Annotated in this window: 28 protein-coding genes; 7 read left to right on the plus strand and 21 right to left on the minus strand. The window is 67.1% G+C overall.

Translation table 11 applies throughout. From position 1 onward, the window contains the following. Positions 1-86: 86 nt before the first annotated feature. Positions 87-524, minus strand: a complete 438-nt coding sequence (locus tag ACIBKY_RS32865; RefSeq protein ID WP_397102737.1) for an SRPBCC family protein — start codon at positions 522-524, stop codon at positions 87-89. Then, positions 457-681 carry a hypothetical protein gene (locus ACIBKY_RS32870; protein ID WP_397102739.1) on the minus strand — a complete coding sequence of 75 codons (225 nt, stop codon included), beginning with the start codon at positions 679-681 and terminating at the stop codon, positions 457-459. Before ACIBKY_RS32870 ends, ACIBKY_RS32865 begins: the two co-directional genes overlap by 68 nt. 123 nt (positions 682-804) lie before the next feature. On the opposite strand from ACIBKY_RS32870, the gene ACIBKY_RS32875 reads away from it, so the two are divergent. Further along, complete coding sequence (locus ACIBKY_RS32875; protein ID WP_397102741.1) at positions 805-1,251, plus strand: DUF4383 domain-containing protein; 447 nt, start codon at positions 805-807, stop codon at positions 1,249-1,251. A gap of 32 nt (positions 1,252-1,283) precedes the next feature. Here the strand turns inward: ACIBKY_RS32875 and ACIBKY_RS32880 are convergent, their stop codons facing one another. Beyond that, positions 1,284-1,652 carry a hypothetical protein gene (locus ACIBKY_RS32880; RefSeq protein WP_397102743.1) on the minus strand — a complete coding sequence of 123 codons (369 nt, stop codon included), beginning with the start codon at positions 1,650-1,652 and terminating at the stop codon, positions 1,284-1,286. Here ACIBKY_RS32880 and ACIBKY_RS32885 point away from each other — a divergent pair. Together ACIBKY_RS32885 and ACIBKY_RS32890 are read left to right on the plus strand one after the other, a co-directional pair. After that, positions 1,578-1,763, plus strand: a complete 186-nt coding sequence (locus ACIBKY_RS32885; protein ID WP_397102745.1) for a DUF4236 domain-containing protein — start codon at positions 1,578-1,580, stop codon at positions 1,761-1,763. The genes ACIBKY_RS32880 and ACIBKY_RS32885 overlap by 75 nt on opposite strands. A 423-nt stretch (positions 1,764-2,186) precedes the next feature. Continuing rightward, a complete protein-coding gene (locus ACIBKY_RS32890; protein ID WP_397102747.1) occupies positions 2,187-3,188 on the plus strand; it encodes a hypothetical protein in 1,002 nt (333 codons plus the stop codon). Between the two features lie 126 nt (positions 3,189-3,314). Here ACIBKY_RS32890 and ACIBKY_RS32895 read toward each other — a convergent pair whose 3' ends face one another. The 4 genes from ACIBKY_RS32895 to ACIBKY_RS32910 form a co-directional block, all read right to left on the minus strand. Next, entirely contained in the window at positions 3,315-3,722 is a 408-nt protein-coding gene (locus ACIBKY_RS32895) for a hypothetical protein (protein ID WP_397102749.1), read from the minus strand. A 342-nt stretch (positions 3,723-4,064) separates the two neighbouring features. Beyond that, entirely contained in the window at positions 4,065-4,187 is a 123-nt protein-coding gene (locus ACIBKY_RS32900; RefSeq protein WP_397102751.1) for a hypothetical protein, read from the minus strand. A gap of 120 nt (positions 4,188-4,307) precedes the next feature. Then, entirely contained in the window at positions 4,308-5,009 is a 702-nt protein-coding gene (locus tag ACIBKY_RS32905; RefSeq protein ID WP_397102752.1) for a hypothetical protein, read from the minus strand. After that, positions 5,006-7,492 (minus strand): glycoside hydrolase domain-containing protein, encoded by a 2,487-nt coding sequence (locus ACIBKY_RS32910; protein ID WP_397102754.1) that lies wholly within the window; start codon positions 7,490-7,492, stop codon positions 5,006-5,008. The genes ACIBKY_RS32905 and ACIBKY_RS32910 overlap by 4 nt, the downstream gene beginning before the upstream one ends. 1,043 nt (positions 7,493-8,535) lie before the next feature. On the opposite strand from ACIBKY_RS32910, the gene ACIBKY_RS32915 reads away from it, so the two are divergent. Then, positions 8,536-9,285, plus strand: coding sequence for a neutral zinc metallopeptidase (locus ACIBKY_RS32915; RefSeq protein WP_397102756.1), 750 nt, complete (start codon positions 8,536-8,538; stop codon positions 9,283-9,285). 846 nt (positions 9,286-10,131) lie between these two features. On the opposite strand, the gene ACIBKY_RS32920 is transcribed toward ACIBKY_RS32915, so the two are convergent. The 6 genes from ACIBKY_RS32920 to ACIBKY_RS32945 form a co-directional block, all read right to left on the minus strand. Beyond that, on the minus strand, positions 10,132-10,317 hold the full coding sequence (locus ACIBKY_RS32920; protein WP_397102758.1) for a hypothetical protein: 186 nt from the start codon (positions 10,315-10,317) through the stop codon (positions 10,132-10,134). Between the two features lie 113 nt (positions 10,318-10,430). Then, on the minus strand, positions 10,431-10,745 hold the full coding sequence (locus ACIBKY_RS32925) for a nuclear transport factor 2 family protein (protein WP_397102760.1): 315 nt from the start codon (positions 10,743-10,745) through the stop codon (positions 10,431-10,433). A 71-nt stretch (positions 10,746-10,816) separates the two neighbouring features. Further along, entirely contained in the window at positions 10,817-11,026 is a 210-nt protein-coding gene (locus ACIBKY_RS32930) for a hypothetical protein (protein WP_397102762.1), read from the minus strand. A gap of 50 nt (positions 11,027-11,076) precedes the next feature. Further along, a complete protein-coding gene (locus tag ACIBKY_RS32935) occupies positions 11,077-11,505 on the minus strand; it encodes an SDR family oxidoreductase (RefSeq protein WP_397102960.1) in 429 nt (142 codons plus the stop codon). A 99-nt stretch (positions 11,506-11,604) separates the two neighbouring features. After that, positions 11,605-12,621: an alcohol dehydrogenase gene (locus ACIBKY_RS32940; protein WP_397102764.1), complete on the minus strand. Its 1,017-nt coding sequence runs from the start codon at positions 12,619-12,621 to the stop codon at positions 11,605-11,607. Positions 12,622-12,653: 32 nt separating this feature from the next. After that, complete coding sequence (locus ACIBKY_RS32945; RefSeq protein WP_397102766.1) at positions 12,654-13,406, minus strand: SDR family NAD(P)-dependent oxidoreductase; 753 nt, start codon at positions 13,404-13,406, stop codon at positions 12,654-12,656. A gap of 103 nt (positions 13,407-13,509) precedes the next feature. Between ACIBKY_RS32945 and ACIBKY_RS32950 the strand changes: the two genes are divergently transcribed. After that, positions 13,510-14,193 (plus strand): TetR/AcrR family transcriptional regulator, encoded by a 684-nt coding sequence (locus tag ACIBKY_RS32950; protein WP_397102768.1) that lies wholly within the window; start codon positions 13,510-13,512, stop codon positions 14,191-14,193. 30 nt (positions 14,194-14,223) lie between these two features. Here ACIBKY_RS32950 and ACIBKY_RS32955 read toward each other — a convergent pair whose 3' ends face one another. Next, positions 14,224-14,511 carry a hypothetical protein gene (locus ACIBKY_RS32955; protein WP_397102770.1) on the minus strand — a complete coding sequence of 96 codons (288 nt, stop codon included), beginning with the start codon at positions 14,509-14,511 and terminating at the stop codon, positions 14,224-14,226. 162 nt (positions 14,512-14,673) lie between these two features. Further along, positions 14,674-15,213, minus strand: coding sequence for a hypothetical protein (locus tag ACIBKY_RS32960; RefSeq protein ID WP_397102772.1), 540 nt, complete (start codon positions 15,211-15,213; stop codon positions 14,674-14,676). On the opposite strand from ACIBKY_RS32960, the gene ACIBKY_RS32965 reads away from it, so the two are divergent. Next, on the plus strand, positions 15,214-15,603 hold the full coding sequence (locus tag ACIBKY_RS32965; protein ID WP_397102774.1) for a PPOX class F420-dependent oxidoreductase: 390 nt from the start codon (positions 15,214-15,216) through the stop codon (positions 15,601-15,603). A gap of 204 nt (positions 15,604-15,807) precedes the next feature. Here ACIBKY_RS32965 and ACIBKY_RS32970 read toward each other — a convergent pair whose 3' ends face one another. Further along, complete coding sequence (locus ACIBKY_RS32970) at positions 15,808-16,401, minus strand: TetR/AcrR family transcriptional regulator (protein ID WP_397102776.1); 594 nt, start codon at positions 16,399-16,401, stop codon at positions 15,808-15,810. Positions 16,402-16,479: 78 nt separating this feature from the next. Between ACIBKY_RS32970 and ACIBKY_RS32975 the strand changes: the two genes are divergently transcribed. Continuing rightward, positions 16,480-16,776 carry a putative quinol monooxygenase gene (locus tag ACIBKY_RS32975; protein ID WP_397102778.1) on the plus strand — a complete coding sequence of 99 codons (297 nt, stop codon included), beginning with the start codon at positions 16,480-16,482 and terminating at the stop codon, positions 16,774-16,776. A 150-nt stretch (positions 16,777-16,926) separates the two neighbouring features. On the opposite strand, the gene ACIBKY_RS32980 is transcribed toward ACIBKY_RS32975, so the two are convergent. From ACIBKY_RS32980 to ACIBKY_RS33000, 5 genes are all read right to left on the minus strand, one after another. Next, complete coding sequence (locus tag ACIBKY_RS32980) at positions 16,927-17,622, minus strand: response regulator (protein ID WP_397102962.1); 696 nt, start codon at positions 17,620-17,622, stop codon at positions 16,927-16,929. A gap of 83 nt (positions 17,623-17,705) precedes the next feature. Next, a complete protein-coding gene (locus tag ACIBKY_RS32985) occupies positions 17,706-18,935 on the minus strand; it encodes a sensor histidine kinase (protein WP_397102780.1) in 1,230 nt (409 codons plus the stop codon). Positions 18,936-18,952: 17 nt separating this feature from the next. Then, positions 18,953-19,531: a hypothetical protein gene (locus ACIBKY_RS32990; protein ID WP_397102782.1), complete on the minus strand. Its 579-nt coding sequence runs from the start codon at positions 19,529-19,531 to the stop codon at positions 18,953-18,955. Positions 19,532-19,699: 168 nt separating this feature from the next. Further along, positions 19,700-20,191: a hypothetical protein gene (locus ACIBKY_RS32995; protein WP_397102784.1), complete on the minus strand. Its 492-nt coding sequence runs from the start codon at positions 20,189-20,191 to the stop codon at positions 19,700-19,702. 210 nt (positions 20,192-20,401) lie between these two features. After that, positions 20,402-21,424 (minus strand): Lrp/AsnC family transcriptional regulator, encoded by a 1,023-nt coding sequence (locus ACIBKY_RS33000; protein WP_397102786.1) that lies wholly within the window; start codon positions 21,422-21,424, stop codon positions 20,402-20,404. Between the last annotated feature and the right edge of the window lie 84 nt (positions 21,425-21,508).

Below are 21,508 nucleotides of genomic sequence, written 5' to 3' on the forward strand. Positions count from 1 at the left end.
GCACTGCGCCCGAGCGGACAGGGGCCCGGGCGATGCGCCCGCTTCGGACGGCGTATCGGCCCAGGCCCGGAGGTGAGGGGCTCAGCTCAGCTCTGGTGCGGGCCGTTGACCTCGCCCCGCCAGGCGCCGGTCTGGCCGCCGCGCTTTTCAATGAACTCGCCGAAGCGCCGCAGGTCGCCCTTGACCCGGTGGGTCAGCAGGCCGACGGCGTCGGCCACGTTCTCGGCCACCCCCTCGGGGTCGGTGTCCATTTGCAAGGTGACCCGGGTGTGGTCGTCGTTGAGCCGGTGGAAGGTGACGACGCCGGCGTGCCGCGGGCCGTCGAGCGACTCCCAGGCCACCCGCTCGTCGGGGTGCTGTTCGGTGATGCGGGCGTCGAACTCGCGGCGTACCCCGCCGACCTGGATCTTCCAGATAGAGCCGCCCCTTCCGTCGTGCGCGTCCAGACCGGCGCGCTCAGGGCGCGAGCCGTGGCCCAGCCCAGGGCGGTGCGGCCACCATGGCCGCGCCGATGGCCAGATCACGTGCGCCCACCGCGGCGATCAGCGTCGAGATGCCGGGCAGTGGCTCACCCGCCGTATCGACCAGGTCGCATGGCCCGGCCAGGAGCCTGGGCCGCACGATGATCGCGGCTGAGTGGAGCACGGTGATCGCGCCGAGCATGCGCGCCAGCAACGTCACAACCTCACGCCTGCCCTCAGCGACAGCGTTAAACGACGCATAAACGACGCGATGGGGGTAGCGGCCTGTCCAGGTGCCGCGGGCACACGCCCCGGCCGTCATCTCCCGGAGAGGCAGACACCCATGGACCACGCCACACGCGGACGTAGCCCCGTCCAGTGGGCAGCACTCCTGGTCGGCGCAGTGTTCCTGCTCGTCGGCATCCTCGGGTTCGTCCCGGGCGTCACGACCAACTACGACGATCTACAGGTGGCGGGCCACCACTCCGACGCCATGCTCCTGGGCATCTTCCAGGTCTCCATCCTGCACAACATCGTGCACCTGATCTTCGGCGTGGCCGGGCTCGCGCTGGCCCGCACCTTCTCCGGCGCGCGCGCGTTCCTGATCGGCGGCGGAATCATCTACCTGCTGCTCTGGCTCTACGGCCTGCTCATCAGCCCCGACAGCCAGGCCAACTTCGTCCCGGTCAACACCGCCGACAACTGGCTGCACCTGGCACTGGGCATCGGCATGCTCGCTCTGGGCCTGGTGCTCGGGCGCCCGGTCAGCTCGCGGACGAGTAACCGATAGGGACCGGTTCATCCGAAACCGGGCGGGAGCCTTCAGTGACCCAGGCTGACCCGATGCTGATCCTGCTGCTTTGGCGTGTTGTACGGGTCGCGTCCGGAGGACATGTCGATCAGCCGGCGAACCGGCAGGTCGGCTGCCGTGGGGTAGCGGAAGCGCTGGTCGAGGGTGAGGTGGTAGCGGTTGCGGCGGCCGTTGCGCTCGCGGGCGAAGTCGGACGCTCCCCTCGTCGTACCGGCGCGCGCGTGATCGCCGGAAGGGCGAACAAGGCGGATATTGAGCCGCTTTACGGGTAGTTGTCGTCCCTTGACGATTCTGGGAGGAATCCGATGGGTCTGAGTTACCGGAAGTCGATCAAGCTTGGCCCGTTCCGCATCAACCTGTCCCGCCGCGGCGTTGGTCACAGCTACGGCAATCGCCTGTTCCGCGTCACACGCGGTCCAGACGGGCGCCGGACGGTATCGGTGAACCTGCCGGGCGGCTTCACCTGGCGCAAAAGCACCAAGAGCCGATAGCGGCACCCGTGCCCCCTCGTCCGCGATGTGACCGAGGGGGCACGAACGTTCCACGACGGTAGAACAGGCATGGCGCGGACACCGCCCTGCCGTACTCCCTGAAACGCGAGATCGAGGCGCTCGTCGCGCAGACGGGCGGTGCGCGGTGTACCAAGTGCCCCTACGACCGGAGCGGAGGGCTGGCGTGTCGCCATGCTCGTAGCCCTCAACGTGGCCAGTCGGATCCAGGCCGTCCTCATCGCCTGCCAACGTGGCTGGCTCTGACGCGAAGCCCTCAAGTCCACGCTGACGTCCGCCGGGCCGTTCGAGAGCGAATCGACCACTCGCACCGGTAGCCTGAGTGATCGTTTCCGGTCACAGCCCTACGCTGCCGGGGGTCGGTTCGCCTGACGCGGCTGTTGCCTTATGTGCACAATACCGAGCATGATCCTCAATCTGGCCGTCGCGTTGTCGTTGGTCGTTGCTCCTGTCCCGCGGTGGGACAAGACGTCATCCGACAGTCCCGCCTTCCTGACGAAGGATCATGAAATCGACGGCGACCTGGCCATCGCTCTCGACTGGGACAAGCGTCCCGTGTGGCGCATGATGCGCTGGACCGGCCGTAAGTGGCGTACCGTGGCCACCCCGGCTGCCTTCGCGAACGCGAAGAATGCCGAGGTCAGTCGCTCCTGGGCCTTCGCCGGCAGGGGCAACGCGATTCACGCTTGGCGGATTTCCGGGACGCGTTGGCGAGATCAACCGATCCGGTCGGCGGGCCGGTTGGTGGACGCGGTGGTGGCCGCCGGGGATGAGGTGTGGGTCGCGGGCGCGAGCAAGCGGCTCTGGCGCTGGGATGGCACGAGGTGGCATCGGCGGGACACGCCTCGTAACGTGTCACAGATGCTCGCGGTGGGCGGCGACGACGTCTGGGCGTTGAGCGGCGACCGCCGTACTCCCATGCACTGGGAGGGTAGCCAATGGGTGGAGACGGCGCTTCCCGGCGACAAGCTGCCGCCTACCCCCAAGGGCGGCATCTCCGGATCGTGCGGTACCACGTGGACCGAACCCGCTGTGGAGATCACCGACTGGGCAGCCGGCGCCGGCGGTGACGTCTGGGCTTCGGCCGAGATCCGCTCGCACGCGGCCAAGTGCGTGGGTCATGTGTACAGCACGCTCAAGACCCTCGCTCTGCGCTGGGACGGCGGGCAATGGCAGGAGGTGGATCTGCCGGCCAAGCTGGACCGGCTGGAGCATGTGGCCATCGATGCTTCCGGCGCCGTGTGGTTCGGCTCCGCGGACCAGCCCGAGCTGGTGTTCCGCGCAGGCGCATGGCGGCGAATCAAGGTACCGCGCGGGTTCGAGACGCTGGAGCAGATCGGCCCCACGGCCGACGGACGCGGAATCTGGGTGTGGGCCGACAGGATCTACCGTCTGTCTGTTTCGTGAGACGAGCGGCCCGGTCCGGCGTAGACCGAGGAAGGATACTCTCGGCGTACTGTTGCTGCGTTACGCCGGGAGCCCCGGCCTCTGGCCGTGCAAAGGCCGGGCTCTTTCACGTGTTCTGGGGAGCGATCAGCAGTTGTTGACCCAGAGGTGACCGGTGATGGTCTTCTCCACGGACTTGCCCTTGTCCGGCCCTGAGCTCCACGTTCTGGGGACGTAGCCGACAAACCCGGGCTTGATGCACCACGAGCTGCCCGAGCCGCCCTTGCGTGAGTAGAACCGGATGTGTGAGTAGCTGCCGGTTCCGGCGTTGAACACGTGGTTGCGCGGGATTTCGGTGAAGCCGTTGCAGTTATTGCTCCAGTCCAGGTCGTCGCCTTGCCACCGGCACTCCCGGCCGTAGGCGTCGGTGACGCACACGTATGTCTTGCGGCACTCGAAGATGTCGGCCGAGGCTTCAGCGGCGGCCACGCCTGCGCCGCCCGCCGACGTGGCGATGGCGGCGGCAAGCGCCAGTCCGACTCTGCGGAGGTTCATACAGATCCCCTTTCAGGCGAAGCCGACGGTAGAGGGAACTGCTTTCGATCCGCTTTTGCCAAGGGCGCCTGGCTGACGGACAACCGTTTGAGGTGGTGACCGGTGGTGGCTCCGCGGGCGGAGGGGCGGGCGGGCTCCATGGTGTCCAACCTCGTTGTGTTTCCGGCCGGGTCAGGCCCTTTGTGCTGCCGGTGTGTGAGCGTACGGTGACGGTGATGACGAGCACCAGCTCGCGGTGCTGCACGGCGCCGGCCGCCACCGCCATCGCCTCAACCACGCGTCGCAGGGCTGGCGTGCGACGCCGGTGGCGCTTGGGCAGTCCCTGGACCTGCTTGACAGACGTCACTTCGGACGGGCGTGGTTCTCGCAGGGCGGACGCCGTACCGACAGGTCGACCGCGACCGGGCGGCCCGCCCACGCCAGTGCCCCGACGTTGTGGTGGCCGACCGCGGCTATGGCCGACAACTACCGCCGCCTGGTGCGCGAGGTGCAGACCCGCCCGCTGATCGCCCCCAAGCCTTCCTCGGCCTGGCCTGCGCCCTCATCTGCTGGCGACGCCTCCACTCACCGAGTTAGGAGCTCCCGTTAGTGCTCGTTGCGGCGGGCGAGGCTGCGGGCTCGTCCGGCCCGCTGGCGGCGTGCCGGGTCGGCGGGGTCGGCGGGCGCTCCGGCGGGGTCGTAGGGGCGTTCCCCGGTAGGGTCTCCCAGGCGCTTGGCCAGTTCCTTCAGCTGGATGCTGTCGGCTGGCACGTTGATGTGGAAGTGGCCGTGTTTGGCGGGTTTCAGGTCCCCACCCCAGGTGACCAGGCCATCGCAGTCGGCGAGAATGTCGCCGACGATGCGCTGCTGATGCGGATAGAGGCCGTCGCCGCCGCCTGCCGGGAAGGCCCCCGGATGCAGCGCCACCGCTGACCCCGACAGGTGATTGGATTCATAGTCGGCGTACACGGTCCGGTCGGTGGTGTGCCCGTGCAACGTGGTTCCGGAGCCGTCGCCGAGCGGCTGGATCTCGTAGTGCCAGCGGCGCACCACGTGCAGCAGCACCTGCGCGGCGGCCGGATGCAGGGTGACCGTCTGCGCCGCCCCGGACACGTAGAAGGGCTGGACGATTCGCGGGTCGATGCGCCATCCGTTGCGGCTGGTGTCGCGGTTCCAGGTACGGGCGACCGCGCTGCCACCGCGTGCGGATGCCGGTGCGGCCAGAGCCGTGGGTGCTGGCCCGGTCAGTGCCGCCACGGCGCCGACGGCTCCGCCAATGAGGACAGTCCGGCGGGTGAGGGTAGTCACGTGGGCTCCTCGGTGGCGTCGCGGTGCATCCGGTCGGCGATGGCGTGGGTGAAACTTTCGAGTTCGGCGCGGGGCAGGTCGTCGGGCATCTGGCCCTTGAGGATCAGTTCCCTGGCCAGCGCGTACACGATGGCGTTGCCGAGCATGTCCTCCCCCAGCATCTGATTGGTGATGCGGGAGCGTGCCGTGGCCTGGTCGCTTTGGAACCGTCCCTTGAAGAAGTTGCGGTAGCGGTGGCGGGCGTGGATGCTCGGATTGGTGGGCGAGTAGTAGCGGGTAAGGACGTCGGAGAACAGCATCTCCGGATTGCCGATGAGCAGCTGACTCAGGCTGAGGGCGTCGGCGTCGGAGAGGTAGTCGTCCAGTGCCCACGCGCTGGAGTGGGTGGTGCTGGCCAGGTAGCGGTTCACCATCGCCGCCCCGGACAGGTGCTGGTAGGTGTTGCGCCATTCGACGTACAGGGTGATCGCGTCACCGAACCAGCCGGTGGCATCCCCCATCCGGACCTCGTCGCCGCCGCTGGTGGACTTCAGGTAGCCCTGCACGTTGGAGACGCAATGCTGCATGTCCAGGGTGATGGCCTGGATCGGATCCTTCGGCCAGGCGTTGTTCTCGGTGAGGGCGCCGGCCTGGCCGGCGGCATAGTTGTTGCGTTTGGGGTCGGGGGCGCCGAGGAGCTGATTCCAGTGGAGCGCATCGTACTTGTACTGCCGGAAGAACAGGCACAGGTCCTGGCGCTGGTCGGCGATCGCCAATGATTCGCCGTTGTCGCGGCGGTAGCGGGCGAACGCGTTCTCCAAGGCTTTGACATACCCGATGAACGCGGTGATCTCCGCGTACTGGTCATCCTTGAGGTGCAGGGACTTGACGGCCGGGTCGTAGCCGTCGCCACGCCACACGTTCTTGTCGAGCCCGATCGGTGTGATGTTCCCGTCGGTGAACCCCGTACCGTTGGCGGGATTGAATTCGAATATCTGGCTGAACGACCAGTTCTGCGGCATCGGGAATCCCAGGTTGCCGGAGAATTCGAACGACATGCTGGACACGAACGACCATCTGGCCCCGGTCGCCTCCGACACCCGCGTGCACACGTTGCGGGTGCCGTACACCCCGAACCAGTACCAGCCGCCCTTGTCGGCGAGGGCCTTGCGTACGCCGTTGAAGTAGGGGATGACGAACTGGCTGATCTCATGGTCCTGGGCGTCGTAGTCGACGGCGAAGTAGATGCACGCACCCTGGAGCATGTGGTGCTCGACCATCTTGTCGTGTGCTTTGCCGGCCTGGTCGTAGCCCTTCTGGTAGGTGAAGTTCTCGGGTACCGAGCCGTTGTACTGGAAGATCGGCATGAGTCGCAGCCCGGCGTCGATGATGGTCTTGGGTTCGCCGGGGACCAGGGCCTTGCCGATGTAGTCGGGGTCGTCGGGCGGCAGATGCTCGTCGAGGTATCGGCCGACGACCTTGTAGCCTTTGGCGACCAGGGCTTTGGCGCGTTCGGGGGTGATGGTGACGGAGGTGTCGGAGCCGGTGGCGGCCCGATTCTGGTCTCCCCGGGAGATCAGCAGCTGCGCCCAGGTGTCGAAGGTGGCATTGCCGCTGGTGGGCAGCAGCATGAATTCCTGATAGTGGCGGAGCCATGCTGCGGTGTCGGCGGTGAATTTGCGGCCGTTGTCGACGGAGCGGATCCTGTCCCAGGGAAAGTTGAACGTCTCGACGCCGGACCCCCACGGTGCGCCCTTGTAGGCGGGGGAGTTGAAGTAGCAGGCCGCGTGCAGCAGGTAGGTGAGCGGGGAGGCGGCACTGTCGGTGGTGAGGGTGTGCTTTTTCAGTTCCCGCGTGGTGCCGTCGCCGAAGTAGCCGGTGATGTCGGCGGGGTTGAGGCCGAGGCGGTATTGGATGGCCATCATCAGGCACTGCTGGGTGACGCGGTCATAGTTGCCGTCGCAGGGCGACAGGCCCATCGCCGGTACCACGCCGAGCCGTACATAGTCACGGTTGAGGGTTTGCTGGAACTCTCGGATGACGCCGTCGCCGCCGGGTATGAGCCGGAACTGGTCCATCCGCAGGAGCGCTTTGGTGACGTGCGCCCACATGCGGGGCTCGATCGGGTTCTGGGTGTCGGGCAGGCCCATGTCGCCGAGGAGCTCGCCAATGGAGAGCTTGGCGCGGAGGTCCCAGGTGCCCGCGTCCGAGGAGCCGTAGTACCCCTTGCACCATAACGCGTAGTTGTAGATGCGCAGGATGTTCGTGTTCGTCTGCTGGGCCAGGTCCGGCTTGATGTCGGACGCCACCTTGGCGAACGTGCCGGGCCCGAAGTTCTGCACCGTCGGGGAGATGCCCAGTTCATGCTGAAGTGCCTGAGTGAGGGATAACACGACGCCCCAGCCGGTGCGGCCGTCCTGCGGGCATCGAATGTAGCCAGGGGCCTTCCCGACGTAGGTGGCGTTCACCCACTGTTGCGCTTCGAGGACGTTGGGGTCTGCCATCTCTACCTTTCGTCTACATCGGTGCCTGCGTGACTTATTCAGAGCACCGGCCTGGAATCCCCTCCCCGGTGCCTCGTGAAGGCTTAACGGATCACCCACCGGCCAATCCCGCTGGGCTCAGAGCTCCTAACAGAAGGACCTCTCCTGCATCCCCTCACCTCTGTAAGGAGGTGAGGAGGGTCATTCTGTGAGGGCTCTTAAACGGACGTTGTCCTCGCGAGCGCGATATCCGCTCCTACCGCGGCAGAAGTAATGGTGAGTGTCTTGAGCACGATCACCTTCCAGGTTCGAGGTGACTTGAACGGGTACCGCGAAGGTAGACGAGATCGCTTTCGTTTAGCTTTATGAGTGTCCGGCTACACACCTGACCTGGGCCACAATTGCTTTCATGTCACGCCGGCAGGCTAGGGGGGCCGCCACTCGCATCCCGCCGACGCACTCACCTGTCCCGCTTCAAAACTCGTGCACGTGGTTTGAGCCGGCGCTTCTTCGGAGTGGTCAGGCGACTCGGTGGTACTCGTTGATGGCCCCGCTGAGCACCTTCCGGCGGTACCAGGACGTGCTCGTCTCGATCGGGTGGGCGTCGTTGGCGGGATCGGTGCGGGCAGTGCGCGTCGCAGTGGTCGGCGTACTCGTTCAGGACCGATCGCAGGTGGCGTTCATCCTGACGCTTCAACACGGCAACCTCATGGCGAAGCACCATGATCTCGACATCCTTGGACGCCTGGCTACACCCCAGCCAGCCAACCACCCGAATCAAGGTCAGATACCGGAGACGAACCGGCACGAACTGCGATCCTGGCCGTGGGGCTTGTGGAGGTCAAAGCCGCAGATCAAGCACCACGCGATGAGTTGTGAAGCGATACAGGATGGTTTCTTTCCTGCACTCCGGCGAGAACTGCGTGCGACGCCTCGCGTACCTACCTCTTCCAGACTTCTGTCAGCTTATGGAGCCGATGTTGGGTGCACTTCGTCCACCCGTGCGAGCGTTTGCACGCCCGGCTCGCCGGAGGTACGACGTGACGGCCAGCGACGATCCCCCTATGATCCGCATGGTGATCCTTCGCCCCCTTACTGGCTTCGCAACCGCAATGCTCTTTTTCTCCGGAGTTGCGTACGCCGACCCGGTCACCGGTGTCCCCGAACTCACCCACAACCAGATCTACAAGGCCAAAGTAGCCGGAGCCAGCTGTGCGCTGACCAAAGGCACGAGCGCCTCCTCGACCAAGAAATACGTCACCGACCTGGTCGGCTGCCTGAACAAGGCCTGGAAGCTCGCGATCAAGGACTTCCAGCAGGTCAAGGTGACCTTCAAGGAGGCCGACGACAAGCGGTCCTGTACCACCGGGCTCGACGTCAACGGCTCTTTCTCCGAGATCTGCGCGACCGAGATCCACGTACGGCTGGCCAAAGACTGGATCAAGGCCAAGAGCGACGTGGCGGTGTTCACCTCCATCGCCCACGCCTGGAGCAGTGTGGTGACCGGCCAGACCGGCATCGGCGAAGCCTGGTGGTCGATGCAGAACGACGCCTCGGAATCCCAGATGAACCAGCAGAACCGTCGCTACTACCTGCAGCTCGACTGCTTCGTGGGCGTCTCGGCGAAGGCGCTCCGCCGGGCGGTGAAGGACTGGAAGCCCACCGCCAGGGGCAAGCTGTTCTGGGAGTACGCCCTGAAGAACAAGTACAGCGGGAAGACCGCAAACCGGCTGTACTGGCTTGAGCAAGGCTACGCGAGCGGGAAGCCCGGCGCCTGCAACACATGGAAGGCGGCCGACTCCAAGGTGGCCTGATCCGACCGCGGGCCGCTCGGTCGACGACAGGATCCCCCTGCCTGCTGGTCAACTCTGAACAGTGCCGAGCAGCTCGCGGCGCCCGCCTGCCTGGTAAAGGTGACCATCAGCGATAGTGAGCCAGGGCTGAAGATTGTGGTTGAGGACATTCGGCAGCCGCTTTCGTGGAGTTCGTCGACAACCGCGCGTGGTGGGGATGCCAAGGTCCACGGCCGGGGTTCATACGCCCCACTGGAGCCGCCCACCCACACAGGGCAACCTGCGAGTGAGCTTGCTCCGCTTTCACGGACGCCTTCGTTGTGGCCAAGCCTCGTGGGCGGCTTCGGTGGCGGCGGGACTACGTTAATCGAGGCTGCGCCTGGCCGGGAAGCCGATCTATCACCACAACGGGCGCGGGCACGTGATGTACCTCCCGGACCACGCTTGCGTCACGAGAAAGGTGAACGCCTACCTGCCTGGTCGTCCGCGAGCCACTGAGAATACTCCTCATGTGTGGCCCAAGCGGGCCGACCAGAAAGGTGGCAACGTTCCACTCCATCCCGATAGAATGCAATGAATGTGGGACATCTACGGATGGAAAGGAGTCGCCGATTAAATCTCGACGTCCTCTTCCCAAAGGCTGGCTGCTTTTGCTGGCGCTTTCCATGGCGATTCTCCTTGCGGTGGTGTTGCCGACCTCGCCCATCGCTCACATCTTGTTCGCCGGGTTGTCTGATTCCTGGAACGCTTTCTGGTACGAGCGGCGGTAGTTGTAGGCAGGGGTCTGCAACGGAAAACTGATGACAGCCACGGGCAAATTCCGGATGCCCGTATTTCGCAACCTCATCGCGTCGCCGCTCTTTACGCTCAGGGCCGTCGAATCTGGATCACCGGCTTCACCGACACCGGACTGATCGTCACCCGCAGCCACAGCGCCGGCCAGCGGCTGGACATCACCCAGCCGAACGAGGCCGTCCTCGGCCCGAACTGGAGGCTGGAGCCCCTGGGCGGCATCCTCGGCAACCGGCTGAAGGACAACGGCGACTGCGGCATGACGGCTCCTTTCGTGAGGGGAATCGCCGGTCGGGGAGCGCGCTGCACCCCGGCGGCCGGGTGTCTCCGGCGTCTCGCAAGGCCGGAGGGACCCGCTGCTCGAGAGCGGGGGCTTAGGCCTGCCCTGTCTCGAACCGGCTGATCCGCTCCCCGGTGACGGTGAAGGCCCACCGGGTGCGCATGGCGCCCCAGGTGGAGTTGGTGTAGGTCGCGGCCAGTGTCCGGCCGTCCGCGGAGGCGGACTCCACGTCCATGCGGCCGTTGGAGGAGAAGATCTCCCTCTCGACCCACGCGGCCAGGTCGCGGTCGGTGCCGTCGTCGGACATGGTGGCGTCCGGGGTGAGGACAGCGAAGAAGGCGTCCTTGTCGCCGGCGTTGACAGCGGCGACGAACGCGGCCACCGCGGGATCGGTGAGCTGGGCGGGCATGGCGCATCTCCTCGGAAACGAGAACGTGTGGCGGTCAGTCGCGGCACGGAGCCGGAGGGGGGCAGGCCGGGTCATCGGGTGGTGTAGCCGCCGTTGAGGAAGAGGGTCTGGCCGTTGGCCCACCAGCCGTCGGTGAGCATGTGCCGGACCCAGGGGACGATATCCTCGATCTTGGTGAGGTCGCCGTTCATGGCGGAGGACTTGTGGTAGGCGATGGAGTCGTCGTCCACGGCGGGGTAGAAGGACGGGGTGTCCATCGGTCCCGGGGCGAGGTTGTTCACGGAGATGTTCCGGCCGAAAAGCTCCTTGGACAGAGCCCGGGTGAAGTGCTCTACGGGGCCTTGCTGCCGGCGTAGGAGGAGTACAGGCCGGTGTAGGCGGCCAGCAGCGACGTGATGATCTTCCCGCCGTCCTCCATCCGCCGGGCGGCCTCGCGCATCACGAAGAACGCGGCTTTGGAGTTGACCGCGAACATCCGGTCGTACTCCTCCTCGGTGATCTCCGTGAGAGGCTTCTTCAGCACCATGCCGGCGGTGTTGAGGCTGTAGTCGAGCTTTCCGAACCGGTTGACGACCTCGTCGAACACCCGCTCGACCTCGGCCGGCCCGGTCAGGTCGGCCTGGACCGCGAACGCCTCCCCTGGGCCGGCGTTGATCTGCGCGACCACGTCCTCGGCCTTGGCCCGGGAGGAGTCGCTGTTGTAGTGCACGGCCACCAGCGCGCCCTCGGCGCCGATGGTGGTACTGGCCAGTCCGCCCAGGTTGCGGGACGCGCCGCCGACGAAGGCGACCTTGCCACGCCGGGTGGCAGGCGGACTGGCATGAACTGGCCGAGACCTCGCTCACGTCATGAACGGGTGTCAGATCGTCAGCACGTTGCGGAAGCGGGCCGTGTTCATCGACTGGAACGCCTCCTCGGCCGACTCCAGCGGATAGGTCTGGATGAGTGGCCGGACCCCGGTGAGGGCGGCGAAGTTCATGGCGTCCTCGCTGTCCTGGGCGTGCCCGCTGTACCAGCCGGTGATCTCGCGCCGGCCGAAGATCAGCAGGTCGCCGCTGATCGGGATGGGCTGGTGGTCGTGGTCGGAGGCGATGACGAGCAGGCGGCCGTTGGGGCGCAGGCCCTGGGCGATATCGGCCTGCGCGGCGGCGACACCGACCGTGCCCAGAATGACCTGCGCGCCGCCGAGCTTGGCCAGGGCCTCGCCCGCGCTGCCGGACTCGCTGTCGATGTAGTCGTCCGCGCCCAGGTCACTGGCCAGGGCCTCCTTGGCGCGGCCGCGATTGACGGCGATGACCCGAAAGCCCATCTTGTCGGCGTACTGCAGGGCCAGGTGCCCAAGCCCCCCGACGCCGTGCACGGCGACGGTGTCACCGGGGCGGGCGCCGCTGTTGCGCAGCGCGTTGTAGGTGGTGACGCCCGCGCACATCAGCGGCGCGGCCTCCTCCAGCGTGAGCTGCTCGGGGACGCGGGCCAGCGCGGCCTGCGGGGCGATCAGATGCTCGGCGTAGCCGCCGTCGTAACTGACGCCGACGATCTCACGCCGCTCGCAGTTGACGAAGTCGCCGCGACGGCAGAATTCGCAGGTGAAGCAGTGGCCGCCGTGCCAGCCGACCCCCACGCGCTGACCGGGCTGCCAGCTCGTGACGCCCTCGCCGACGGCGTCGACGACGCCGGCGACCTCGTGGCCCGGAATGCGCGGGAGCCGCACTCCGAGCAGGCCGAAGCGCGCGATGGCGTCGCCGCCACACACCCCGCAGGCGTGCACGCGGACACGTACCTGCCCCGGTCCGGGGTCGGGTACGGCCACGCCGGTGACGGAGAAGGGCGCACCCGGCTGGGTGATCTGGACCGCGCGCATGGTGGTGGTGCTCATCGTGTATCGATTTCCTCTCCGGATGACCGGTTTCAGTTGCTGGACGCGCCGTTCATGAGGATGCGCTGTCCGGTGATGAAGAAGGACTCCTCGCCCGCCAGGAACGCCGTCACGTCGGCGACGTCGGCGGGAGTGGCGAGGCGTCCGAGCGGGACACTGTCGCGCAGGGCCTTCTTGTACGGCTCGGCGTCGTCGACATCGGTGAAGATGCCGGCCCCGTCGACGGGCCCCGGTTGCAGCGAGTTGACGGTGATCCGGCGCGGGCCGAGCTCCAATGCCAGCACCTCGGCCAGATAGTTGGGCGCCGACTTGCTGGTGCCGTACAGGCCCAGTCCGGGCTGGGGGCGGACGGTGGAGCTGGAGGAGATGTTGATGATCCGCCCGCCGTCGGCCAGGTGCCGCGCCGCGGCCTGCATGACCAGGAACGGTCCCTTGGTGTTGACCCGCAGGAGCTGGTCGAGGTCCTCCTCAGTGACGTCGATGACCGGGATGTTGACCTTCTCGATGCCCGCGTTGGCGACGACGAGGTCGATCCGGCCGAACGCGGCCAGCGCGCGCTCGAACAGCTCGGTGACGCCCGCACCGGTGGAGACGTCGGCCTTGACGGCGATCGCCTTGACACCGGTGGCGTGGATCGCCTCAAGGGTGTGCTGCGCGGCCTGATCGTCGCCGAGGTAGTTGACGGCGACGTCCGCACCGTCCTTGGCCAGGCGCAACGCGATCGCCCGGCCGATGCCCTTGGACGAGCCGGTGACGATGGCAGCCTTCCCTGAGAGTTTTGTCATGATGTGTCCCCTTTGGGGAGATCGGCAAGATGCTATCAGCGATACTACTCAAACGCTATCGATGATGCAAACGTTGATAGCGCTCAACTGATACCATCGGTTCATGGCAAGGCGTGAAGACATGCGAGAGCGGATCATCGCCGCCGCGGCGGACCTGCTCGCGGCGGGGGGCCAGGAGTCGGTGACGACCCGCTCGGTCAGCGCCGCCGCCGGAGTCCAGCCGCCAGCCATCTACCGGCTGTTCGGAGACATGCAAGGGCTGCTGGACGCGGTCGCCGCCGAGGGCTTCGCCCGCTACCTGAGCGAGAAGAAGGACCAGCCACTCTCCGCCGATCCGATCGACGACCTGCGCGCCGGCTGGGATCTGCACGTGGAGTTCGGCTTGCGGCACCCGGCGCACTACCGGCTGATGTACCAGCACGCCACCGACGAGGCGGCACGGCAGACACAGGAGATCCTGCGCGCGATACTGCTCCGCGCCGCCGCGGCCGGTCTGCTGCGCGTGCCGGTGGAACGCGCCGCGCAGATCGTGCACGCGGCCTGCATGGGCCTCACCCTCAGCCTGATCTCGCTGCCACCCGAGGAGCGAGACCTGCCGGCGTCGGCCGCGCTGCGCGAATCCGTCCTGGCCGCGATCACCGGCCAGGAGCCCGATGCGGCCGAACGCGACCCGGTCAGGCACGCGGTCGCCCTGCGGGCCCTGCTGGAGGAGACGGAAGGCGGCTTCACACCCGGCGAGCGGACGCTGTTCGGCGAACTGCTCGACCGCGTCGCCGGTCGCGGCTGACCCGCGGGCCGCCGCGAGGCGGCCGGGACCTCAGCGGCCGGGGAGCCGGCGCACCAGGTAGCACACCCGGTCGACGGCTTCAGTGTCGAGCGACTCGCCGGGGTCCGACCAGGTCGGCCAGGTGCCGGAACCACGGGTGATCCACTGCTGGCACGCGGCGCGCTCCAGGACGATCGCGGCCACGGTGACGGCCCGCAGGGTGGGGCCGATGCCGTGGTTGACCAGAAAGAGGGTCGAGGCCGGCCCCAGCGTCGCGGCCACCGACCGGCCCGTCGCCGGCGTGAGGATGAGGTCGGCGGTGCCGGTGAAGCGCGGCACCCCCGGCGGCACAATCAGTTGGCGGCGTGGCTCGCCGGCAGAAGTTCCTGGCCCGCGACGGCGTGGGGGAGTGGGTGCGCATGGGGCGGGCAATGCACCGCCCGGGCCGGCGACGGATGATCCTCGGGGCAGGCCGGCGGGTGACCGGGCCACCCGGCCCGTTCAGTCAGGCGTGCTCCAGTAGGCGAGTCGTTCGCTCGCGCTCTGGACGACCTGTGGCTCGGATGCGTCCTGGGGCCAGATCTGCAGGAGATAGCGGTCGATGATGTCGTCCGAGGTGTCCACGTCGGCGGCCTGATCCATGTTCTGGGCGTGGTAGCGCAGCCGGTACCAGCCCGGTCCTGCGCTCAAGCCGGGCAGGCCATGCGTGTCTCCGTCCCACTCGTGCAGGGATACCTGCTCGGATTCGGATTCGAAGCTGATCTCGACGATGTCTTCGTATCCGGCGGTGTCCGCTCCCGGATCGTGGTCGGCCACGGTCACCGAGAAGGCGACAGTCCCGGTGTGGAGGCCGGTGACCAGGAAGGCGCTACCGCCATCGTCGACGCGGATGATCCCCACGGGGTGCACGGGGTGATCGTCGGGTATGCCGTCCGGGCTCTCGGCGTCGTCGACGAGGTAGGTCTGGTCATAGTGGACGCGCAGGTCGAAGGTATGGCGGGCGCCTGACCGGCGATGATGGCGGCCCGGTAGCGTCAGCACATGATTTTCACGCAAGCCGAACTCGACTACCTGGCCGCGCAGCCCCTCGGGCGGCTGGCCACCGTATCGCCCGCGGGCCAGGTCCAGAACAACCCGACCAACTTCTTCGTCGACGCCGAGGGCGGCACGCTCGTGATCGGCGGGGGTGCGATGGGCGCGACGAAGAAGTTCCGCAACGTTCAGCAGGGCAGCACGGCCGCGTTCGTCGTGGACGATCTGGCCTCCACCGACCCGTGGACGCCGCGGGGCATCGAGATCCGGGGCAGGGCGGTGGCGTTGACGGACGAGGAGCCGCCCCTGCCCGGCCTCTCCCGGGAGATCATCAGGATCACACCGACCAAGATCACCTCATGGGGGCTGGACGGCGGGCGGTCCAGCCGGACGGTGTGATCACCTCGGCGCGGGCACAGTTCGGGCTGACCGGCCAGGTGCCCGCCTTCGCACCCTGGCGCCGGTTCCCCGCTCCCTTGTCTTTGGGCCAGGGGAGCCTTGAAGGGTCGGGATTCGGGGTTTCCGCCGATGGTGTCGTGGCCGTGCGGACCGTGATCGGACATCCCATCGCCGCGACGAGGTCTTCGCAGGCTGGAACCGCCGTCAAGCCTCCCGTACGAGGGGGAGGACGATGTCGTCGAGGATCTCTTCGATGACCTCGTCGGGGAGGGGCCGCAGCGTCGTGAGGGCCTCGTGGCGGAACAGGTCGAAGGCGAGCGATCTGATCCGGGGAGTAAGGCCATCGGCGTCTACCTCGCCGCGGTCGATCGCCCGCTGGAAGATCACGTCCGCGGCCGGGGGGCCGCCCGCGAGGACCTGCTGTCGAAGCCGCGCGGGGTTCGTCCGCGCCTCGTCGAAGTAGGTGCCGAGGGTGGCCGTCATCGCGGCGATGAGATCGATGCGCGTCTCGTTGGCCGCCCGCATGCTCGCCAGGAGGTCTCCGCGCAGCGTCCCGGTGTCCGGGGTCTCGACAGGGCGGGCGGAACTGGCGTGCAAAAGAGCGGCCTCGACCAGGATGTGCTTGTTCGCCCACCGCCGATAGAGCACCGGAGTGCTCGTGCCGGCCCGGCGCGCCACGGCTTCCAGCGTGAAGTCGGCATAACCGCGTTCGATGAGTTCCGCCCACGCGGCCTCAAGCAGTTCCGCCTCCAGCCGGGCGCCTCGCCGTCGTCGAGCGACGGTCTTCTCAAGATGCACACGCACATCTTACGGCCATGCCGTACGGTGGAGTTAAGAAGTGATTCCACTTCTTAAAACGGAAACAGAAGGTGAGTGATGATGACGAACGACGCGGTGACCGTCCTGATCGAGATCCACGCCAAGGACGGGCGGGAGCAGGAGGCGCGTGACGCGCTGATCCACGCCATCGAGACCTCGGTCAAGCCGGGCTTCCTCGGCGCGCGCGTCTTCGGACACGCGACGGATCCGGGTGCCTTCTACTCGGTCCAAGAGTGGGAGAGCGCCTCCGCCTTCCACGCGCACATGGCGGAAATGGCGGCCGGGATGGCGGAGGCGACCGCCATGCTCGCCGAGCCTCCCGCGACGGCGGTGCTGCAGCTCATCGACCGCTGAAGCGACGGCCCAGCCCGGCATCAACCGCGAGACCACGGCCTGGCCTCAGGAGTCGGCGTGAACGGCCACGTGTTCGCTCGCGGACCGCGACCTCGGACGCCGGGCCGTGACCGGATGGGGAACAAGCTCGCCGTGACAGAGGACGACCCCTCATGAAGGCGATGGTGGGCCCGAACCTGGCAGGACGAGCCCGCTGTGGTACGCGGCGGCGATGGCCTGAGAACGGTCACGCAGTCCCAGTTTGATAAGCACGCGCCCGAAATGCGTTTTGACCGTGGCTTCGCCGACGCTCAGCACGGCGGCGATCTCCTGGTTGGACAGGCCGTAGGCGATGTGCGTGAGAACCTCGCGTTCGCGCGCGGTTAACGCGGCCATCTCCGCCGGGGTGGGGATACGGGGGTCAGGGCGGGAGGCGAAGTCCCTGAGCAGGCGGCGGGTGACCGAAGGCGCCAGGTATCCGTCGCCTGCGGCAACCGCACGCACCGCCATGATCAGCTCCTGGGGGGCGGCGTCCTTCAGCAGGAAGCCCGAGGCGCCCGCACGCAGTGCGCTGTATACCGCGTCGTCGATGTTGTACATCGTGAGGATGAGCACCTTGATGGGCCGATCGGCGTCCTTGGCGAATCCGTCGGCGGCGATTTCCCGGGTGGCCTGGACGCCATCGAGCCCGGGCATCCGCACGTCCATGAGCACGACATCAGGTTGCAGTGAGCGAGCGGCCTCTACAGCCTCCAGCCCGTTACCGCTTTCTCCCACGACCAGGATGCCTTCTTCGGCACCGAGCAACATGGCTAAACCCGCTCTGATCAGCGGCTGGTCGTCGCACACGAGCACCTGAATCGCCATCTGCGTCTCCCAGAGGTGGCACGCGGCGAATCCGCTACCGTGATTGTCCACATAAGGCGGGATCGCGTCGAGCGGGTACCCGATCACGGGACGCTTCTGGGCCGTTCGTCTGGCTCGTGTGCGTGGGCGTTGGGCAGCAAGGCCCGGACGCGGAAGCCGCCGGCGGGAAGAGGGCCGGCGTTGAATGTGCCGCCAATCACGTGAACCCTCTCGCGCAGGCCGAGCAGGCCGTGTCCGGTGGACAGCTTGCCGCCCCGCAGCCGTGGCCGCCCGCTTTCCCGGTTGGCGATCTCGACCAGCAACTGATCATTCTCCCAGCCCAGCAGGACGGTGGTGGGGCAGTCGTGACCAGCGTATTTGGCGACGTTCGTCAGGGCTTCCTGGATGATCCGGTACGCCGTGACCTCGACGCTGCGGTCGACCGGTTCGGGTGGGTCGACGCGGGTCAGCTCCACCTGAAGGCCGGCTCCTTGCATATGGGCGATCAGATCATCGATGTCCGACAGGTCCGGCTGCGTGCCCACACCGTCATCCCTTTCGCCGTCACGCAGGGCGCTCAGCATGCGCCGCAGCTCTCCCATGGCCTGCCCTCCGATGTGCTCGATGTCGGAGAGGGCTTGGTGGACACGGGCCGGATCTCGCGCTGCGATCCGCTTGGCGCCCGCCGCCTGCAGCACCATGACCGTAACTCCGTGAGCAACGATGTCATGCAGCTCACGGGCGATTCTGAGACGCTCGGCCGCTACCGCCTCCTGGGCGGCCACGCGCCTGCGCCGTTCGAGCATCGCGGCGTGCACACGGCTCGCCCGCACCCAGCGCCCGATGCTCCAGATGCCGACGTTGAGGACGGTGTAGAAGATGGCATTGCCCAACGCCACGCCCGCCTGCCGTGGACCGGCCGTGTTCCGCACCACTTCGTCGGCAATGGCCATACCTTCAGGCACGAAACAGGAGAAGAGCGCAAGAATGCCCGGCATGACCTGCCTTCGCGACGCCACCGAATAGAGAGCCACCACAAGACCGACGGTCGGCCGGTATCCGGACATGGGAATCTGCAGGGCGATCACGCTGTGTAGCCAGAGCAGGCAGAACACGATGACGGGATGACGACGCCGGAAGATCAGCGCGGCTACCTCGGCCAAACCATAGAGAAGGAGTACCGGCAGGGGGACCAGCTCCTTCTCGGCATTCTCCATGGCGGGAACGCCGAGAAGGTAGGAGAAAAAGGCAAGATCTACTGCGGAGAACAGGACCGCCAGTAGAACGTCCTGCAGACGCGAACCCGTTCTGATCGAAGCGGCAAGCGCTGCCACCCTCCCAGGCATGATGCCTACAGTTCCGGAGGCTCGCAGGGCCAGACGATGAGCTGGCAGATATCGCAGTCACCACCGCGACGGCCCCCGTAAATCCTGGTGCGATAGGCGCGCATCTTCCTGTCGTAGCCAGGTAACTCCTGCCAGACGTCGTCGCGCGGGCCATCCTTGATGTTCTCGTCGTCGATGAGGCCCAGACGGTGGAGTTCCTTCCACATGCCGGTGCGCTTGCGGAGTGCCTTGTTCACCTCGCGGCTATCGCCCGCACGCAGGGTCGATGGATAGCGGGAGTTGCCGGCCAGCCGGATGACGGCGAAGGTGATGCCCTCTTTCCCTTCCTGGGCGCCGAATCCCAGCAATGCCTCGATCCCGAGGCGTTCCACCGGCTGGGCTTGATCGAGCGGTGTGGGGATGACGAGGACCTCGAGGGGACGTTCGGTGTCGAGGAGTTCGGCGGGCGGATTGGGGACAAGCACGGTGTCCCTGCCGACGAGCAGGCCGGCGGCGACATGGCCCTTACCTGGCGCATCGTGCATGCCGACTCGCTGCACGGAGACGTGGATCCTGGTTTCGCAGGCGGCAGAGGACGCCGTCATCGTGACCTCCGGTGATCATTGATGGGTAGCGCTGGTGGTGCTTTCAGAGAACCTTCCGGCGACGCGCGTGGAAAGACGCTTCGCGAGCGTGAGTTCATGGCGGAGCGACCGGAAACGCCCACGGAAGGGCGTCACCGGCCACGGTGTCCGTTGGATGCCCAGCTCATGTCAGGGCTGAATGAGGAACATCCGGCTCTTGGCCAGGCTGGCGTCGTGGTTGCGAATGCCGGCCAGAAGGTAGGCGTACACCTCACACAGGTGTCCCTTCCGGTTGGTGAGGTCGTTCGCCTTCACGGCGTAGACGAAGGAATTGTCCTCACGCGACCACTCCTGTTGGCCGAACTGGCCGCTGACGCTGCCGGGAGCGAAGGGGATGTCGTCGTTGGCGGTGAGGTCGCGGACGACGATGCTGGTGGTGAACTGGCCGCCGCCGGAGAAGATGGCGTTCCCGGCCTCGGCCTCGACCACTACCTGGAAATCGTTGGTGGACGCGAAGGTCACGTCCGCGATGGTCTTGTTCGGCTCGCGGGTGTAGACCTGGGTCAATTCGACGTCGTTCGGTCCCATGATCGGTGCTTCCTTTCGTTCGCGGCTCAAGCCGCGCGACGGTGTCAGCTCCGAATCCTGGTCCGTGCAGCCGGCGTGGTCGTCTGCCGTCAATTGGATTCTTGTTCTCCACCCACGGTCGTAAGCGCGGGAGCGTGGTGCGACCGGCGGAGGACGGAGACCTCGCATGACAGGCGACAACGTCCGCTGACCGATCCGCGTGGACGTAGGCCGAAGCGAGGGCTGCTGCCAAGAGGGGTCCCGAGTTGGATCCACGGTCGGGATGGATGTGGGGCCGCCGCAGGAGACGTGACCGCGGGCGTCTTATCCAGAGGTGCGCGGAATCGGCAGGCGGATGTCGGTGGACGTGGTCCCGACGGCGCGGCCGTCCTCGCCGATCAGCCGGCCGACGCGCTTGGCGGTGCGCAGCATCACCGAGCGGTCGATCACCTCCACGCCTGGAAGGGAGCGGCAGATCAGCGACTCGAAGTTCGTGATCCGGTCGCGCGACGGCACCCAGGCCTGGACGATCAGGTTCGCCGGGCCGTCGACGGTCGCACACAGCCTGACCTGCGGCAACCGGCCGATGGTGGCTCCCACCTCATCGGCCTTGGCGGCTGCCACCCGCAGGAAGTACCACACGCCCACCGGAAACCCCGACCGTTCCCTGGCGACCTCACAGCGCAGGATGAGCTGACCGCTGCCCAGCAGCGCCGGGAGCCTGCGGCGGATCGTCGCCTCGCTCACGTCGGACGACGCGGCCAGGTCGGTGACGGCGCGGCGCCCGTTCTGGCCGAGGGCGACCGCCATGGCCCACTCGGGCGCACCCGCGACCGGAGCGGGGACGGCCGCGTAGGACTTGGCCAGCATGCGCTCCTGGCGCGGCGTCAGCACGCCCATGCGCCAGTGGCCGCCGTTGGTGTGGACGCGGAAGGCCAGGTGCCCGGTGACCGTGCGCACCCCTTCGAGGCCGTCGAACCTGTGGAGGAGGTACTCCGACAGCTGGGCGGCCGACCTCGTGGTGACGGTGAGCATGAGGTCGCGCGCCCCGGTCGTGATGTCGAGGTTCATGCAGTGGGGGTCGTCGGCGAGTTTGGCGGCGACGGCCATCGCCCGCCCCGCCGTACAGCAGACCTCGACGATCGCGCCCGCGTGGGCCGGCTCGCGCAGCGGGTAGGCGGCCACCCAGGCGTCGCCGGAGGACTCCAGCCGTGCCCAGCGGCGGGCGGCGGTGGCGGGGTCGACGTCGAGGGCGTCGGCGATCGCGGACCAGCTCGCTCGGGCGTTCACCTGGAGGGCGTGGATCAGCTTCAAGTCCAGCTCCGGAAGCGTGACGGAATCCCGCATTCCTGCCCTCCCTGTGACGAATGCTGCCGATGTTAGCCGCAGAACAGGTCAATTAGGTGACAACGGTGCACTAGTTCGCAAAAC

Origin of the sequence: Nonomuraea sp. NPDC050394, from assembly GCF_044459065.1 — a bacterium.
Taxonomy (GTDB): Bacteria; Actinomycetota; Actinomycetes; order Streptosporangiales; family Streptosporangiaceae; genus Nonomuraea.

Coding starts and splice junctions, on each gene's coding strand:
- ACIBKY_RS32965 (WP_397102774.1), top strand. CDS start 15,214: ATGATTTTCACGCAAGCCGAACTCGACTACCTGGCCGCGCAGCCCCTC.
- ACIBKY_RS32925 (WP_397102760.1), bottom strand. CDS start 10,745: ATGCCCGCCCAGCTCACCGATCCCGCGGTGGCCGCGTTCGTCGCCGCT.
- ACIBKY_RS32920 (WP_397102758.1), bottom strand. CDS start 10,317: ATGCCGCAGTCGCCGTTGTCCTTCAGCCGGTTGCCGAGGATGCCGCCC.
- ACIBKY_RS32980 (WP_397102962.1), bottom strand. CDS start 17,622: ATGGCGATTCAGGTGCTCGTGTGCGACGACCAGCCGCTGATCAGAGCG.
- ACIBKY_RS32975 (WP_397102778.1), top strand. CDS start 16,480: ATGATGACGAACGACGCGGTGACCGTCCTGATCGAGATCCACGCCAAG.
- ACIBKY_RS32890 (WP_397102747.1), top strand. CDS start 2,187: ATGATCCTCAATCTGGCCGTCGCGTTGTCGTTGGTCGTTGCTCCTGTC.
- ACIBKY_RS32915 (WP_397102756.1), top strand. CDS start 8,536: ATGATCCGCATGGTGATCCTTCGCCCCCTTACTGGCTTCGCAACCGCA.
- ACIBKY_RS32945 (WP_397102766.1), bottom strand. CDS start 13,406: ATGACAAAACTCTCAGGGAAGGCTGCCATCGTCACCGGCTCGTCCAAG.
- ACIBKY_RS32950 (WP_397102768.1), top strand. CDS start 13,510: ATGGCAAGGCGTGAAGACATGCGAGAGCGGATCATCGCCGCCGCGGCG.
- ACIBKY_RS32885 (WP_397102745.1), top strand. CDS start 1,578: ATGGGTCTGAGTTACCGGAAGTCGATCAAGCTTGGCCCGTTCCGCATC.
- ACIBKY_RS32875 (WP_397102741.1), top strand. CDS start 805: ATGGACCACGCCACACGCGGACGTAGCCCCGTCCAGTGGGCAGCACTC.
- ACIBKY_RS32910 (WP_397102754.1), bottom strand. CDS start 7,492: ATGGCAGACCCCAACGTCCTCGAAGCGCAACAGTGGGTGAACGCCACC.
- ACIBKY_RS33000 (WP_397102786.1), bottom strand. CDS start 21,424: ATGCGGGATTCCGTCACGCTTCCGGAGCTGGACTTGAAGCTGATCCAC.
- ACIBKY_RS32990 (WP_397102782.1), bottom strand. CDS start 19,531: ATGACGGCGTCCTCTGCCGCCTGCGAAACCAGGATCCACGTCTCCGTG.
- ACIBKY_RS32895 (WP_397102749.1), bottom strand. CDS start 3,722: ATGAACCTCCGCAGAGTCGGACTGGCGCTTGCCGCCGCCATCGCCACG.
- ACIBKY_RS32940 (WP_397102764.1), bottom strand. CDS start 12,621: ATGAGCACCACCACCATGCGCGCGGTCCAGATCACCCAGCCGGGTGCG.